Origin of the sequence: Neobacillus mesonae, from assembly GCF_023715155.1 — a bacterium.
Lineage (GTDB): Bacteria > Bacillota > Bacilli > Bacillales > Cytobacillaceae > Neobacillus > Neobacillus mesonae_A.
Genome location: NZ_JAMBNQ010000005.1, coordinates 85,359 through 100,882 on the forward strand (window position 1 = coordinate 85,359; position 15,524 = coordinate 100,882).

General features: G+C 37.9%; 15 protein-coding genes and 1 pseudogene. 4 read left to right on the top strand and 12 right to left on the bottom strand.

Going from position 1 to position 15,524, the window contains the following annotated elements:
- Nucleotides 1-154 precede the first annotated feature (154 nt).
- Nucleotides 155-334, top strand: a complete 180-nt coding sequence (locus tag M3183_RS07335) for a hypothetical protein (RefSeq protein ID WP_251468210.1) — start codon at nt 155-157, stop codon at nt 332-334.
- 72 nt (nt 335-406) lie between these two features.
- On the opposite strand, the gene M3183_RS07340 is transcribed toward M3183_RS07335, so the two are convergent.
- Entirely contained in the window at nt 407-499 is a 93-nt protein-coding gene (locus M3183_RS07340; protein ID WP_251468065.1) for a YjcZ family sporulation protein, read from the bottom strand.
- A gap of 348 nt (nt 500-847) precedes the next feature.
- Between M3183_RS07340 and M3183_RS07345 the strand changes: the two genes are divergently transcribed.
- Entirely contained in the window at nt 848-1,717 is an 870-nt protein-coding gene (locus M3183_RS07345; RefSeq protein ID WP_251468067.1) for a peptidylprolyl isomerase, read from the top strand.
- Between the two features lie 50 nt (nt 1,718-1,767).
- On the opposite strand, the gene M3183_RS07350 is transcribed toward M3183_RS07345, so the two are convergent.
- From M3183_RS07350 to M3183_RS07380, 7 genes and pseudogenes are all read right to left on the bottom strand, one after another.
- Complete coding sequence (locus tag M3183_RS07350; RefSeq protein WP_251468069.1) at nt 1,768-1,956, bottom strand: sporulation YhaL family protein; 189 nt, start codon at nt 1,954-1,956, stop codon at nt 1,768-1,770.
- A gap of 104 nt (nt 1,957-2,060) precedes the next feature.
- Nucleotides 2,061-3,004: pseudogene (yhaM, locus tag M3183_RS07355) on the bottom strand (3'-5' exoribonuclease YhaM).
- A gap of 51 nt (nt 3,005-3,055) precedes the next feature.
- On the bottom strand, nt 3,056-3,952 hold the full coding sequence (locus M3183_RS07360; protein WP_251468071.1) for an ATP-binding protein: 897 nt from the start codon (nt 3,950-3,952) through the stop codon (nt 3,056-3,058).
- Nucleotides 3,953-3,996: 44 nt separating this feature from the next.
- Nucleotides 3,997-6,042 carry an AAA family ATPase gene (locus tag M3183_RS07365; RefSeq protein WP_251468073.1) on the bottom strand — a complete coding sequence of 682 codons (2,046 nt, stop codon included), beginning with the start codon at nt 6,040-6,042 and terminating at the stop codon, nt 3,997-3,999.
- A gap of 15 nt (nt 6,043-6,057) precedes the next feature.
- Entirely contained in the window at nt 6,058-7,275 is a 1,218-nt protein-coding gene (locus M3183_RS07370) for a metallophosphoesterase family protein (RefSeq protein WP_251468075.1), read from the bottom strand.
- Between the two features lie 314 nt (nt 7,276-7,589).
- Nucleotides 7,590-8,843 carry an ABC transporter permease gene (locus M3183_RS07375; protein WP_251468077.1) on the bottom strand — a complete coding sequence of 418 codons (1,254 nt, stop codon included), beginning with the start codon at nt 8,841-8,843 and terminating at the stop codon, nt 7,590-7,592.
- Complete coding sequence (locus tag M3183_RS07380; RefSeq protein ID WP_251468078.1) at nt 8,836-9,735, bottom strand: ABC transporter ATP-binding protein; 900 nt, start codon at nt 9,733-9,735, stop codon at nt 8,836-8,838. The genes M3183_RS07375 and M3183_RS07380 overlap by 8 nt, the downstream gene beginning before the upstream one ends.
- A 123-nt stretch (nt 9,736-9,858) precedes the next feature.
- Between M3183_RS07380 and M3183_RS07385 the strand changes: the two genes are divergently transcribed.
- On the top strand, nt 9,859-10,044 hold the full coding sequence (locus tag M3183_RS07385) for a YhzD family protein (protein ID WP_251468080.1): 186 nt from the start codon (nt 9,859-9,861) through the stop codon (nt 10,042-10,044).
- 92 nt (nt 10,045-10,136) lie between these two features.
- On the opposite strand, the gene M3183_RS07390 is transcribed toward M3183_RS07385, so the two are convergent.
- Complete coding sequence (locus M3183_RS07390; protein ID WP_251468082.1) at nt 10,137-10,928, bottom strand: enoyl-CoA hydratase; 792 nt, start codon at nt 10,926-10,928, stop codon at nt 10,137-10,139.
- A 188-nt stretch (nt 10,929-11,116) separates the two neighbouring features.
- Here M3183_RS07390 and M3183_RS07395 point away from each other — a divergent pair, with 188 nt between their 5' ends.
- Nucleotides 11,117-11,992 (top strand): nuclease-related domain-containing protein, encoded by an 876-nt coding sequence (locus tag M3183_RS07395; RefSeq protein ID WP_251468084.1) that lies wholly within the window; start codon nt 11,117-11,119, stop codon nt 11,990-11,992.
- Nucleotides 11,993-12,537: 545 nt separating this feature from the next.
- Here the strand turns inward: M3183_RS07395 and M3183_RS07400 are convergent.
- From M3183_RS07400 to M3183_RS07410, 3 genes are all read right to left on the bottom strand, one after another.
- Nucleotides 12,538-14,052 (bottom strand): coproporphyrinogen III oxidase, encoded by a 1,515-nt coding sequence (locus M3183_RS07400; protein WP_251468087.1) that lies wholly within the window; start codon nt 14,050-14,052, stop codon nt 12,538-12,540.
- Nucleotides 14,053-14,165: 113 nt separating this feature from the next.
- Nucleotides 14,166-15,035, bottom strand: coding sequence for a Cof-type HAD-IIB family hydrolase (locus tag M3183_RS07405; protein ID WP_251468088.1), 870 nt, complete (start codon nt 15,033-15,035; stop codon nt 14,166-14,168).
- 121 nt (nt 15,036-15,156) lie between these two features.
- Entirely contained in the window at nt 15,157-15,504 is a 348-nt protein-coding gene (locus M3183_RS07410; RefSeq protein WP_251468090.1) for a YlbF/YmcA family competence regulator, read from the bottom strand.
- Nucleotides 15,505-15,524 lie beyond the last annotated feature (20 nt).

Consider the following 15,524-nt stretch of genomic DNA (forward strand, 5'->3'; position numbering starts at 1 on the left):
ATTCATGAAATCCAATCAGGGGTAACCTTAATTTTAGATGATTTATCCCATTTAAGGAAAAATGACTACTATTCTTCTATTTTTTTTGACTATCTTTTTTACTTAATATTTGGTATCTTAAAAAGGATACCATGTCATGAGGAGGGAATCCATGATGATCTCCATTTTTATTGTATTTGCGATTTTTATTCTGTTTTATGTCAATAAAATGACCAGCTCACTATGTATTCAAAAAGAAATACCCGAAGAACGCCAGCATAAGGTTTTTCGTACCATTAATGTTTTAATTACCATTCTGCTGATCTCTTCGTACATAGAAATTTTATATACCTAGTTCAGCTTAATTCCCCAGATAATAAAATTTCAAAAAAATACAAGCGATGAGGAAATCTCATCGCTTTTTACATTACCATACCCAAGCAGCACCCACGATAATCAATAGGATGAAAAGAACTACGATTAACGCAAAGCCTGCGCCATATCCACCACCAGCAGTCATCTTAAAACCTCCTTTTTCTTTTCTACGATATTCTATTCATCTACCCCCTATTTCGATTAGGCACTTTCCTTATTTTTAATAAGAAAAGCATAAGCGACTTGTTCAGCCCCGACAAGCACAAGACAAGCCGGCTGAAAGGTTGCTCTTCAACCTTTTGGAGGGCTTGTCTTATGACCTCGAGAGGCTAGGCTGCATGTGCTGGACAATTCCCAAAGTCATTCACACTTTTTTAACATTTTTACAGTTTCAAATGAATGGTTTATTTTTTGCAGTGCTTTCCATTTATGTTATAGTAAAGGATATGGACAACCGCCCATAAGAATTTACTATGTAGGAGAGATTTCAAATATGAAAAAGTGGATATTAGCCTTATCTCTAGCTGGAGGGGTACTTGCCTTAAGTGCATGTAATCAATCCGGTTCTGAAAAAATTGCGGAGACTAAAGCAGGAGATGTCACACAAGAAGAGCTTTATAACGCAATGAAGGAAAAGGTTGGCGACCAAGCACTGCAGCAGCTTGTTTATGAAAAAGTGCTTTCAAAGAAATACAAAGTAACTGATAAAGATGTAGACGAAAAGGTTGCACAATTAAAAAAGGATCTTGGCACTAATTTTGAAACAGCTTTAGCTCAATACGGCTATAAAAGCGAAGAAGATTTAAAAAGCACTTTAAAACTTGGTATGCTTCAAGAAAAGGCTGCCATGAAAGACATCAAAGTGACAGACAAAGATTTAAAAGACTATTATGATAATTATAAGCCTGACATTAAGGTCCGCCATATCCTAGTAAAGGATGAAAAAACAGCTAATGATGTGATAAAACAGCTAAATTCCGGTAAGAAATTTGAAGATGTGGCGAAAAAAGAATCAACTGATACAGCATCTGCCCAAAATGGCGGAGATTTAGGCACTATCAATAACCAAAATGCGGCTCAATATGATAAAGATTTTATTAAGGCTGCTTATGCCCTAAAAGTAAATGAAATCAGCAAACCAGTAAAAACACAATTCGGATACCATATTATTCAAGTAACTGAAAAAGCTGAGAAAAAACCTTATGATAAAATGAAGGACCAAATTGAATATGAAGTAAAATCCTCCAAGTTAACCAATGATGATATCAGTAAGGCTATGGAGCGGGAAATGAAGAACGCAGATGTAAAAATTAATGATAAAGACCTGAAGGATGCATTACCAGCGGCATCTTCCAGCAAATAACTAGGCAAAAAACAACGGAAGCACCTGTAATGGGATGCTTCCGTTTTGTATTATTCACCGGTTGCTTTAACTACCTGACGATCTTCTTTTTCTCTTTCCAGGCGTTTCATATAGATTTCGCCTTCTCGCTCGATGTTTTCCATTTCAAGCTTACGTTCATCCCTGCCCGTTTTAATAGCCATCAAAGCACTTATTACAATACCAACCACAACTGCATAGACCCAAATCGGAATCGTCAATTTCTTTTCCCCCTTATAGTGGTTGTCCACATTTTTGTTACCATCATATGCTTTTAAAAAAAGAAATATGCCCAAAAAAATAGAGACAACCCAAAAGGTTATCCCTACTTATGAAATGTTGGTTTGTAGAATGAACGATTATCTAATGCAAAAACCCGCTCTGAAAATTCACCAGGCTTCACTCTTTCTAAAGCCCGGTCTAACATATTCATTTTTGCATCTAAATTATCTATATAATGAAGAATTTCGGCTTCTTTTATTAGAGGAGGCTTTGGACTTCCCCATTCTGCCTTCCCATGATGACTTAGTACAAGATGTTGAAGAATCAATACCTCTTCCCCGGTAATTCCTAATTCCTCTGCAGCTTTACCAATTTCATTAATCATAATTGTAATATGTCCGAGCAAATTTCCTTCAAGTGTATAGACCGTTGAAATTGGACCGGATAACTCCATCACCTTGCCCATGTCATGCAAAATAATCCCCGCATACAGCAAATCCTTATCAAGGCTTGGATAAAGTGAAGCAATAGCCTTTGCCAAATCGAGCATGCTGACTACATGAAAAGCTAGGCCGGAAACAAACTCATGATGGTTTTTAGTCGCTGCTGGAAACTCCAGAAATTCCTTTTGATACTTCTTAATTAAATGGCGGGTGATCCTTTGAATATTAGGATTCTTCATTTCAAATATATACTGTGTTAACTTACTAACCATCTCTTCTTGACTAAGTGGTGCTGTCTCAAGAAAGTCTTCCAGTTTGACGCCATCCATTTGCCCTGATCTGCGTATCTGCCTAATTTTCAACTGACTTTTCCCGCGATAGTCTGAACATCACCATTGATTTTTACAATATTCTGGGCTGCATAAAGCTTTTCTTCTTCTTCTCCTGCATCCCAAAGCTTTGCTTCAATTTCTCCGCTTTTATCCTGAAGGATAAGAGTTAAAAAAGGTTTGCCATTACTGGCGATTCCCTTAGTAGAACTTTTTATTAAAAAGAATAATTCAATTTGTTCCCCAACTTCATGATATGCGATTCCTTTAGCCAACCTTATCACGCCCTTTCCCATATTAAGAGTATAACATATCAAGCTTTCATTCTATGAAATGATCTGGACAGCACCTTTTTCCAGCGGCAGAATCCTGTCTTTCGCAAATAATGGGAGCAGGTGTGCATGGCAGGTAAAGAACAAGACTTGATTTCCTTTAAGCGTTTTTAAAAGTTCAATGACTTTTTCTGTTCTTCCTGCATCAAAATTAACAAAACTATCATCAATAATGATCGGAAACTGATATTTTTCATAAAGTGTTACAGCCAATGCCAATCTTATAGAAACATATAGCTGTTCAGTTGTTGCCTGGCTAAGTTCATTTGCTTCAAAAAATGTATGGTCCATGCTTTCCACAAGAAATCCGGTTCCTGTCGGATTTAGGTGAATTTTTGTGTATCTGCCGTTTGTAAGATAGGCTAAGAATTCATCGGCCTGAGTGAGCATTCTTGGCAGATGAACATTTTTATAAGTATTAATTGTACTCATAAGTATATCTTGAGCAATAGAATAAACCGCCCATTCTTTTACATCCTCATCCAATTCATATTTTTTTTGCTTGAATTGATGAAGAAGCTCAGAATAACCCCCGCCTTCCTCAAGAATCTGAATCTCATATTTAATTTCGGCTTGTTCTTCCTGAAGTGTTTTTATGTTCGCCTTTAAATTCTGTAATTCTTCATGTAATTCAGTCATAACACCATCATCAAAATGGGTTTGCAAATAATTTTCCCGCTCTTGCTCAGAAAGGATGGAGTATTGAAGCTGCCCCTGAATAGACTCCAGCTGTGACTGAAGCTTTATCTTTTTCTCTGTCATTTCCCCAAGTTCATAGTATTCCTGTTCGGATTTGGTATTTGCTGCATTTAGCAGTTTGTCATATTCGATTTGAAGAGCTTCAAGTTCTTGATGCTTTTGCTTCCTTTCAGCCTCAAGGTTGTTCAGCATTACCAGTTTTTCCTGATATTTAATTCGTTTTTCTTGTTCGGTTTTCAGCGTAATAAATAGGCTGATTGCTGCAAGCTAGTTCCATTTTCCGCTATATATTGTCTAGAAAACGTCTTGATCCCTGCTGCAATTTTCTCCAGCCGGTTATTAACCTCTTTGAGCCTATTCAGCAAATTGTGCCTTTCCCGGATTATGGACTTATATTGTTCAATAAACTGGAAAGCTTCTAGCAAAAATACAGCCGCCATTTCTTTCGGAATATGTAACTCTGCACTTAAAGCGCTTAGCTTTTTCTGATTTTCAGCCGTCTCATACTCCCATTCTTCGAATTTGGTTATGACTTTATCAAACTGTGATTGCTGCTGATTCAATTTAAAGGTTAATAATTTTAATTGCTCTTGAATCTCTTGATCTCGCTGCAATTGTTCCTCAATTGTTGACAAATCCACCGATTTTGCTGACTTTAATTTTTCTATTAGCTCTATTTCTTTTTGTTTTAAGATTTTAAGCGTTTGGACCATGTCCTTTTCCTTAGTCTGTTTGGAAGTTTGAATTATAAAATAAGATAACAGACCAATCCCGGCTAATCCAATAAATAACAAAATCCATTGTTTTGTCATGGCTCCATATATAGTAAGACCTGCAAGAATAAATTCCATAATTAAAAATGGAAGTCTTTGTCTGCCATTTGCTGCCTTGTCTTTTTCAAGAGAGGACTGGCAAAATTCTATCTTTTCTCTTATATTTTTGATTTCCTCTTCTGACCGCTTTTTGTCACTGCCAAAAGCAGCCTGTTGTTCAAGACGAAATCTTTCCTGTTTTGATAAACAGAGTTTGTCATTCTGCCCGATTTCCTTTTCAATTTCCTCTAATAAATTCTTCTCTTCCTGATACTGTTTGTCTAACTCATCTTTTATTTCAGCCAGTTTCTTTGTTTTTTGCGAAACAATTTCTACCTGGTTTTTCATATAAATATTGGTATTAATCGAAAAAATATCTTCATCATTCAGCTGCAGGTGAAGCTTTTCTTTTATTCCTGTAATTTCTTCTTCATATCCTGATAGTTTTGCTTCATATTGCTGTTTTTCAAGCGATAATTGGTCATAGATTGGAACTTGATCTAATAATGGTACCAGTTCCGGCTCAGTCTTGAGAAAGGATTCATCCGGGGCTATCGATTCAAGCTCTTGTTTTACCTGTTCTATTCTACCGTTAATGCTTTTTAGCTTAGCATGGCATGGTTGAATAAACTCTGTTAATTTTTCCAAACGTTCGATTCCCCGGATTGGGAAGTCCCCTAATTCACCTAAGTCAGAGAGACCTTTTTTAATCTGCCTTTCCTCTTTAACGATAGCTTCGATTCGATTCCATTCACTTAATTTTTCTTTTCTTTTTTGAATGTCCTCGAGTCTTTCGGTGATTTGTTCAATTTTGCGAATGGTGTCTTCCCTTTTTCGAATTAAGTCATCATATTTGTTACTTTTTGCAGCGGACTTTTTTAATTCTTGACTTTTCTCATGAACTGCTTGTAATTTCCCATTTAAAACCGGTTTTTTCCCGCTTGGTTTAAAGCGGGATTCAAGCTCCTTTTGGAGAATATTTTCTGCTTTGACCAATCGTTCCGTCCCTAAAGTACCGGCAGAAAACAAGAATTTCCCCAGCTCTTCACCCTTCATTTGATGGATATTTTGCAGTCCTTGTAAATTAAAAGAAAAGACGGACTGATAAATGCTCTTATCAAAATTCTCAAGTAATTCTTTTAAAAGCTCTTCACCGCCGATTGTACCATTGTCCATCATGACTTTAACATCACCCGCGGCCTTTCCCTTCACCCGCTCCACATAGGCATAGCCTTTTTCCTCATGAAAGATGCGGATTTTCCCGCCATACTTGGAATGGTGTTTTGGCTCATATCTCAGCTCGGCTTGCTGTTTGGTAGGAAAACCAAATAATATCCCATGGATAAAGGCCATGATAGTTGATTTTCCAGCCTCATTTTCCCCGTAAAAAACCTGAAAGTCAGAAAGATTCTCAATCACAACATCAGCTAGCTGACCATAGCCATAAATGTGTAAAGCAACGATTTTCAAACAGCCATTCCTCCTTTAGTTATTCAACAGATTAAGCAAAAGTCTTTCTGCCTGATTTATAAGTTCCTGCTGCTCTTCTTTAGTGAACTGCGGCGCATATTTTCTTCCTAAAGAATGCTCATATAGTGGGGCCAAGGCACGGTCTAGATGGTCATATTGCTCAATTGTTTGAAAAAGCTCTGAATAAAAACCTGTTTCTGTTTTTAATTGGTCTTTGTTCAGCTTATTGGCTTCAAAAATTTCAAGTTTGACAACCCAAACAAAAGAGTCCTCTTCTTGCTCATCTTCCTGCAAAAGCCCTTGTAACTCTTGATGCAGACTGTTCCATTCCCGTTCATCCTTCAATTTAATATTTTTCAACTGAACAGTCAGCAATGTTCCTTTACCTTCTTTACGCAGTTGATTCATTACTGATTGGCATAATTGAAATATTTCATGAAAGGTTTCCTGAGAACCTGCATCAATTTCTACTTCCTCCCAAACAATATCAGAGGTTTCAATAAAACTTATGTTTGACTCTATTTCACTTAAATGAACATGATAAAACCCTTTGCTGCCCGTTTCCTTTCTATTTCTTCCTTGAATATTGCCTGGATAAATGATTGGCGGATTTTCTGATAGAATGGTTCGTTTATGGATATGTCCTAATGCCCAATAATCAAAGCCTTTTTCCTGCAGTTCTTTTACTGTAAAGGGTGCATAATTGTCGTGTTCAGTACCCGAATGCTCATTACCGTGAAGTATGCCAATGTGAAAATCAGCGCCTTCTTCTTTTCGATAATCCTCTATTTTCCTCTCCCACACATTCCGCTCCGGATAACTGAAGCCATAAAGATGAACGTCATTTCCGCTTTCTGTATGTAACTTTTTGGTCTCTACCTCACTTCCAAACTCATGGACATTCTCCGGCATTTCAATATTAACCCAGGAACCATGTAAATGATCATGATTACCGTGAATCACGTAAACAGGGATACCCTGTTCCTTTAGCTTAATCATTTCCGTCCTGAAGCGGGATTGGGCCTTTAAACTGCGATCCTCACCATCATATAAGTCACCTGCTAAAATGACAAAATCCACCTTTTGTTCAATTGCTGTCTTGGTTATTTTTTTCAAGGCTGTAAAAGTGCTCTCTTTTATCCTTGTAAAAATGGATTCAGGTAAAAATTTAAGCCCTGCCATCGGACTATCCAAATGCAAGTCAGCAGCATGAATAAACGAAATTTCTTTCATAAAAATTTCCTCTCATAGATACTTTTCTATATTGTAGCATGTCTTAAATACGAATGCACGTTCTATATTGAAAGCAAAAATTCCTTAGTGATATGGCTAACCATATTTTTATTTTTTACTAAAAGGCTATATTAAACTTAAATGTTGATTTTTCGCTCCACAAGGAATTCTTCGACAATAGGTATCGCACGACTAAAAGCAATAGCTTTTAGAAGGTAGACACAAGCGGTTCGCGGGCGTTACAGGGATCCTTCTAGGCGCTACTCCGCGGGGTTCATACAAAAACCTCCGCCGGAGGCAGAGGTTTTTGTAATCTATTCATTTTTTGTTAATTGCAAGGCTTTTTTAATATCTTTAAACGAGTTGGATTTTCCGTACATTAACACGCCGCCGCGGTATACACGTGCGCCGAAAATGGCCAGCACAATAATCGTTCCAGCTAATATAGCAATCCCGGTCAACGCCTCCCAAAAAGGAATACTTAACATTCCAACCCTTAAAAACATAATCATCGGCGTGAAGAATGGGATATAGGAGGTTACAGTAATAAACATTGCATCAGGCTTTCCAAGTCCGAACATAGCAATCATAAATCCTGCAACGACCAATAAGGTCATCGGCGTAATCATCTGCTGGACATCCTCAATCCGGCTTACAAGCGACCCTAAAAAAGCGGCAAGGGTGGCATAAAGGAAATACCCCAAAAGTAAAAACACTACTGCATAACAAATCGTTGCAACAGGTATAGATCCAAATCCAAATTCACCCCAGAAACCATCTGATAATGATTCCATATTACGGCTGAATGAAATGTAGCCCACAATTAAAAATACGGCTAATTGGGATAAGCTTAGCAAGCCTATTCCAAGTATTTTTGCAAACATTTGCTTAATCGGTGAAACACTCGAAATTAAGATTTCCATTACCCTCGAAGATTTTTCTGTCGCCACTTCCATCGCAATCATATTCGCATACATAATCACACTAAAATAAATGACGAATAACAAGACATAGACAAGTCCCCTGGCTTGATTCAGCTCTTCTTCTGTTTTTGCATTTTTCTCTAATGCAGCCTTCTCAAATCCAACTGGTTCGTATAACTTTTGAAGCTGGTTCTGAGTTAGATTTAGTTTAGCAGCCGCCATCATAGTCTTTACCTGCTGAAGTCCTGCCTGCAGGTCGTTAAATAGGGACGAATCTGCGATGCTCATTGCCTTATAAAGGGCCTCTGGCATTTGTTCTGAGTTAAAGTCCAATTGGATCAAGCCATCAAAGTCTCCATTTTCTACTGCCTGCTCTGCCTCTTTTTCATTGCCTTTGTACTGGGTTAGTTTGATATCCTTATTTATCACAGCCACCTGCTGTTTAAAGGGTTCAAAAAGCTTTCCCGTTCCATCAAGAACTGCAACCGTTTCACTCCCGCCGTTTTTATCAAAAATATTGATAATATTATTAATATTGGTCAGTCCTAGAACAATGATAACCGTCAATATGGTGGTTATAATAAACGATTTACTTTTCAGTTTATTTAGATAGGTATGAATGAGGATGATCCAGAAATTATTCATATGAAGCCCCTACTTTCTCGATAAAAATATCGTTCAATGAAGGTTCTTCCAAGGTGAATTTTCGGATGAATCCTTTACCGACAATCTCCTTTAAAATGCTATCCGCCACTATTTCACTTTCTATTTGTAATAGACTTCCCTCCATCGTTGGCTTTGCCTTTACTACTCCAGGGAAGTCTTTCAATGATTCCAGTGAGAAATCTGCATGTATTAATAGATTCTTTTTTCCAAATGCCCTTTTAATTTCTTTTAATGATCCATGAACAACAGGTTTTCCTTTATGCATGATACACAAATGTTCACATAATTCTTCTACATGGTGCATTTGATGACTGGAAAACACAATCGTTGTACCATTCTCTTTTAAAGCAATGACAGCGTCCTTCAATTGTTCTACATTTACGGGATCAAGACCGCTAAAAGGTTCATCAAGTATTAGTAATTTGGGCTTATGTATGACTGCAGCAATAAATTGGATTTTCTGCTGATTCCCCTTTGACAGTTCTTCCACTTTTTTATTCTCATAGTCCGGTACATTAAATTTTTCAAGCCAAAATCTTAGTTCCTGCAGTGCTTCAGATTTTTGCATACCTCTTAGTCTTGCTAAATAGACTATCTGATCTCGCACTTTTAGTTTTGGATATAAACCCCTTTCTTCCGGAAGATATCCTACCATATGGCTCGTAGAATAATTAAGCGGTATCTCCCCCCAGCTGATTTTTCCAATACTTGGATCAAGCAGTCCCAAAATCATTCTAAAGGTTGTAGTTTTGCCTGCCCCATTTGCTCCTAAAAAACCAAATATCTCTTTATCAGGTATCTCAAGGGATAGGTCATTTACAGCCGTAAATGTTCCAAATCGTTTTGTAACATGATCAAGTTTTAATGCCAATCCTATCTCTCCTTTCCTTCCTCCTACAAATATACCATATTATGGGATGCATATTCCTTTTGCAAAATATAGGGAATTGTGCAAAAATGAAGGTAATATTCTTTTTATTAAGGAGATTGCATGATGAAAACGTATAAGTTAACGGCATTTGAAGCAAATGGAGAAAAAATAATGGATGAATCTTTTCAAGCGGAAAATGATGATGCTGCAAAAATTGAGGGGGAAAAGTTGTTATCGGAAAAGGATTTACTAGAAAAAACCCATCGTTGTACATCACCAAGCGGCAAGCTGTTATTGTTTCATCCATAGATAGAAAAGCGCAAGCACCTTGGTCAAAAAAAATAATTTTTTTAATTTAAATGAAGCCGGTGCCTGAATTTGATGCACCGGCTTTCAGTTTATTATTTGCCAATAAAGATTGGTTTTCGTTTCTCAATAAATGCCTTGATTCCTTCCTGATGATCCTGTGTTTGACGCATTTTTAGCTGCCCATGTTTTTCCAGTTCGAGAATTTTCAATAATTGCGGCCGGTTCTTTTCCGCTAAAATCTTTTTCGTCTTGATCATCGCCTGAACCGGACGGCTGAGCCAGTCTGCTGCCTTTTTATGTACGGCTTCCTGAAGTTCTCCAGCTGCAATTTCTTGAATCAAACCAACCGTAAGCGCTTCCTCGGAACTCATCATTTTACCATCCCAAATGAGTTGCTTTGCCTTCATCTCACCTAATCTTTTTTCTAAAAAGAAATGAGAGCCCCCGTCTGGAATTAACCCAATGCCAATAAAATTCATCGCAAGCTTGCTGTCTTTTTCAGCAATAATATAATCGGATGCCAATGCCAAGCTGAATCCTAAGCCTGCAGCAGCCCCGGTGATAGCACTAATAGTTAATTTAGGAAGACCGTAAAGAGTGATGACCAGCTCACTTATGAGGTCCATGACTGGATAAAATTCAGATGGATCCATGTTTGACAGCATAGTTTTAATATCTCCACCTGCGGAAAAAGCTTTGCCCCTCCCTGTTAATACCACAATATCAATCTCGTCAGAATCACCGATTTCCTTCAACATTGCAACCAGCCCTTTGATCATTTCAACATCCAATGCATTTAAGCTTTCAGGACGATTCATTTCAACTGTTGCCACGCGGCCTTCTTCCTTCACTCTCACCTTATCCGTAACAAAATTGGTTGACACTGTCTTCCCCCCCATAATTTATCAATTTTATTATATATGAAGTTGAATAATAATTGGGAATTTTTAATTAAAATTGATATTATTTTAAAGACAACCAAGGATATTTTTTATAAAATAGATTTGAAAAAATTTTATTAGGATGTGAGTTTATGTCAGTTATGCCCCGTCCCATACCACGGGAGTTAATCATGTCGCGTTTGTTACATGCAAGAATGGAATTTTCCGAGCAAGACAAATGGAACTACTTAAAGCTTGAAAAAGGCCTTCAGGGAGAATTGAAATTTGACAAGTTAGTTGATGAAGGACTGAAAAATGACTGTATAGTTATAAAAGGATTGCTTCTTGAGGCAGACGGCAATGAATTTCAAATTGATATGGTTATTATTTTTCAAGGAGTTATTTACCTTGTTGATGTTAAAAATTTTGAAGGCGACTATTACTTTGAATCCGGAAAAATTTATCTTTTAAATGGAAATATCATAAAAGATCCACACCCTCAATTAATGCGCTGCGAATCATTGTTTATCAAATTGCTCCAAAAGCTCCGAATTGATTTTCCAGTTGAGTCCCGCCTAGTCTTCATTAACCCCGAGTTTACTCTGCTGCAAGCACCGCTTGACTATCCGATTACTCACCCTTCTCAAGTTAAACGCCTAATCAAAAAATGGAATACCATTCCTTCAAAATTAAATAAAACTCACGAGAGGCTAGCAAACCAATTAATTTCCTTACATAAGCCGTTTTCCTCCCATATGCGGGTGCCCCAATATGAATATGGACGGCTGAAGAAAGGGATGATGTGTAATTTATGTCTTTCCCTTTCTACCTTCGTGAATGGGAACCATCTGGTGTGTAAAAAATGCGGACACCATGAAATTATTGATGCTGCCGTGTTACGGTGTGTGAAGGAATTGGTGATTTTGTTTCCGGGGATTCGGATTACTACTAATGGGGTTTTTGAGTGGTGCGGAATAGTAAAGTCAAAAAAGATGCTTGGCAGGATTCTAAAGGAAAATTATAAAGCAGTGGGTTATGGACAATGGACGTATTATATACCTAAATAAAAATTGATTTTCCTAGACTAATGTTTATTGGCTACTAGATACAACAGATATTCAGGGCATTGGTAGTCAATAGATTATTATGGCTCGGCTACTTAGAATTTCTTTTTTCACAGGTTCAAAGACGTCAATTGCTCTTTTTGGCTACCTAGACCTATTTTCTTTTACATTCTCAGTCGCCAATTGCTCTTTTTGGCTACACAGACCCATTTTCTTTTACATTCTCAGTCGCCAATTGCTCTCATTGGCTACCCTGGCCTTCTTGCTTTCACGTTCTCAGTCGCTAATTGCTCTTTTTGGCTACCCAGACCTATTTTCTTTTACGTTCTCAGTCGCCAATTGCTCTTATTGGCTACCCTGGCCTTCTTGCTTTCACGTTCTCAGTCGCCAATAATATCTATTGGCGACCCAGGGATATCTTTTTTCTTGCATCCGGTCGTTAATTGCGCTTAGTGACTGGCCATTGTTCTATTTTTTCACAAACCCGGCAGCCATTCCTTATCAACCTCCGTTTTCTTTTAAAAGTAAAACAAACCCCTGCTTAAATCCTAAGCAGGAGTACCATTTTCCGAAAAAAGCTCGTCTAAGATTTTGATTTTTTCATTGGTGTATGCCTCGAATCCGTCGTTGTATGACTTTGGATCTTTTGGATTGGCAAAGTGGGTAATTTTTCCGCTTACCGGGTCAATAAATTTACTTGAGGCCCCGCAGCCGAGTCCAATGATGGTTTGCTGTTCCTCCATGATCATAATATTATAGATACTTTCTTGATTTGGAAGAGAATAGCCCACATTTTCAAGATTGCCAAGGATATTCTTTTGGCGGTAAAGGTAATATGATACATAACCGTGTGAAGCAGTCCATTCTTGGGCCAGGTTCATCATTTTTTCCACTTCTTTTCGATCTGCTACCTTATACCTGTCTCTATTCTTAGTCATTTCCGATGCCCGTTTGAATGACAATGTATGGACTGTTAAAGACTCTGGCATTAGTTTTTCCGTTTCGTCCAATGAATGGGTTAATTCCTCTGTACCCTCTCCCGGCAGTCCAATAATTAAATCCATGTTAATATTATTCATTCCGGCAGACCGGGCTAAATGGAATTTATCTATCGTTTCTTCTACCGTGTGATGTCTGCCGATTGCTTTGAGAGTTTCTTGTGTATATGACTGCGGATTGATGCTGATCCGGTCGATATTCCACTTTTTCAATACTTCTAATTTTTCAGGAGTAATGGTATCTGGACGGCCTGCTTCCACTGTCACTTCGCGAATATGTTCCACATCTGGGAAGGAAGCGTACATTTCTTCATACAACATGTCCATCTCTTCTGCCGTAATACTTGTTGGTGTTCCCCCGCCAAAGTAAACAGTAGTAATCCTGATCCCTTTTTCCTTTAGCCATGCGCCGATTTTTCGCATTTCATAATGAAGACCGCCTAAGAAAGAATCAACAGATCCCTGCCTGCCGTTAATGGCGTATGCAGGGAAAGTGCAGTAAGCGCATTTTGTCGGGCAAAACGGGATACCGATATAAATGCTTACTTCTTTCCTTAAAGAATAGAGATCGGGTATGACCGATAACTGGCGATTGACAATTTGCTGCATGAGCTCGATTTTTTCATCCGTAATCAAGTAATCCGCTTTTAACTGCTGATGGGCTGTTTCCATCGGAATTCCTTCCTGCACTTTCTTATGGAGCAGTTTTGTCGGTCTGACCCCGGTCAAGATACCCCACTTCTGTGTGATTCCAGTAAAGTCCTGCAATACTGTTACATACACATGTGAAACAGCATTTTTCACCTGTTTGAATTGTTCTTTATCCGTATCAAACGGCAGCCATTCCTTTTGATACTCAGCAGAATGGATGGCGCCATTTCCATCTTTTAATTCTGCCGCTGCAAAAATGGATTTTTCCGCAGCCTGTAATTCAAATTGTATCTGTAAGTCTGCCGCCTGTTCAAAAGACTGTACAATTTGTGACTCTTCAAAAAACAAATTGGCAATCAGCTGGAGCGGACGATTAAATCTTTCATCCTCTAATCCTAGTATGGAAATACGCAAAAATATCACCTTTTCAAATAAACTTCCTTAAGTGTACAAAATCGTTAAAACAAGGTCAATATAGTGGAAATGATTCGCAAAAAAATCACGGGCAAAAAAAGCCCGTGATCTCCTTAACGTTTAATGATTTTCATTTTCCGTAAAAATTCAATTGGCTGTTGTTTTCTAAAGTGTTCCTTTACCATGTAGGCGACACCCTGTTCATTTTCTGACCTTGTCACCCAGTCTGATGCTTTTTTGACGGCAAATGGTGCATTTCCCATTGAAACTCCAAGTCCTGCCGCCTCTATTAATGGAATATCATCTAAGCCGTCTCCGATATAAACCATTTCCTTCAGTTTAATTCCCAATTGGCTACCTAGATAGGTTAATCCGTTAAGCTTGGATGCACCTGAAGAAACGATGTCTAATCTTAGTGGATCAAGCTCAATCGCTTCAATTTCGGAATACATATTTTCTAATGCATTTTTGGCATCTTTTAAGTCTATTTCATCCTCAAAATAGACTTCAATTTTGGAAGGAGTAACAGGCTGTTCATGTAAGTATTCACTTAATGAATTAACAAATTGTTGTGAATAAACAAATGGCTCACTCGTTGTAAACACAGTTTTAGCTAGATAATCATTATGAATTTTAAATTTGTTGGCTAGTGAAAATTGTTCATGAACGAGGCGGATTTGACATGGCATTGCCTCGAAAAAGCGGACTGTGTCATACGTAAGGGTTTCGTTGATTCGCTGTACCCAAATAGGCTTTTCTTGTGAACTGGCGATATATGCGCCTTGATGGGTCACAAGTGGTGATTTAATTCTTAAAGCCTTGGCAACCTTTTTAGCTGAAGGGAAACTGCGGGATGTCACCAATGTTACATAAATTCCTTTTTGCTGAACGTATTCTATTGCTTCTTTTGTGGCCCGATGAAGCCTTCCATTCGATTGCAATAGGGTTCCGTCAATATTTAAAGCAAGTAAGCGATAAATCATCATGCTGCCCCCTGTTCTTGGTGAAATTCCTTTACTATCACTTTTATGTTTTTTCACTCATTTATAGAACAGGACATAAAGATTGGATTATTCTCCGGAAAAAACAGGGGATGATGTTTTCTTACATACCTCCGTAAAGATCAGATAATGGTTTCATGACAACTTGATTAATTTCATTAATAATCATGCTCATCTTCTGCTCTGCTTCCATGAGGCGTGAGATTTTTTCATTTTGCTGTACCTGTGCAACAACTGCCTGTGCCTGCTGTACTTCTTGTTCCGAAATATTTTGCCCCATCATCTGTTTTTGCTGAAGGTTCATTTGCATTTCGCGAAACTGATCAAACATACTTTTTGTGGCTGGGTCAGCATTTACTTCATCATACATCCTTTTCAAGTGTAAATATTCATCACTTTCACGGATTGCTTTTTCTAATGCATTTGCGGAATCATTTAGATTTACTGCCATTTTGGGTCACTCCTTTAAAC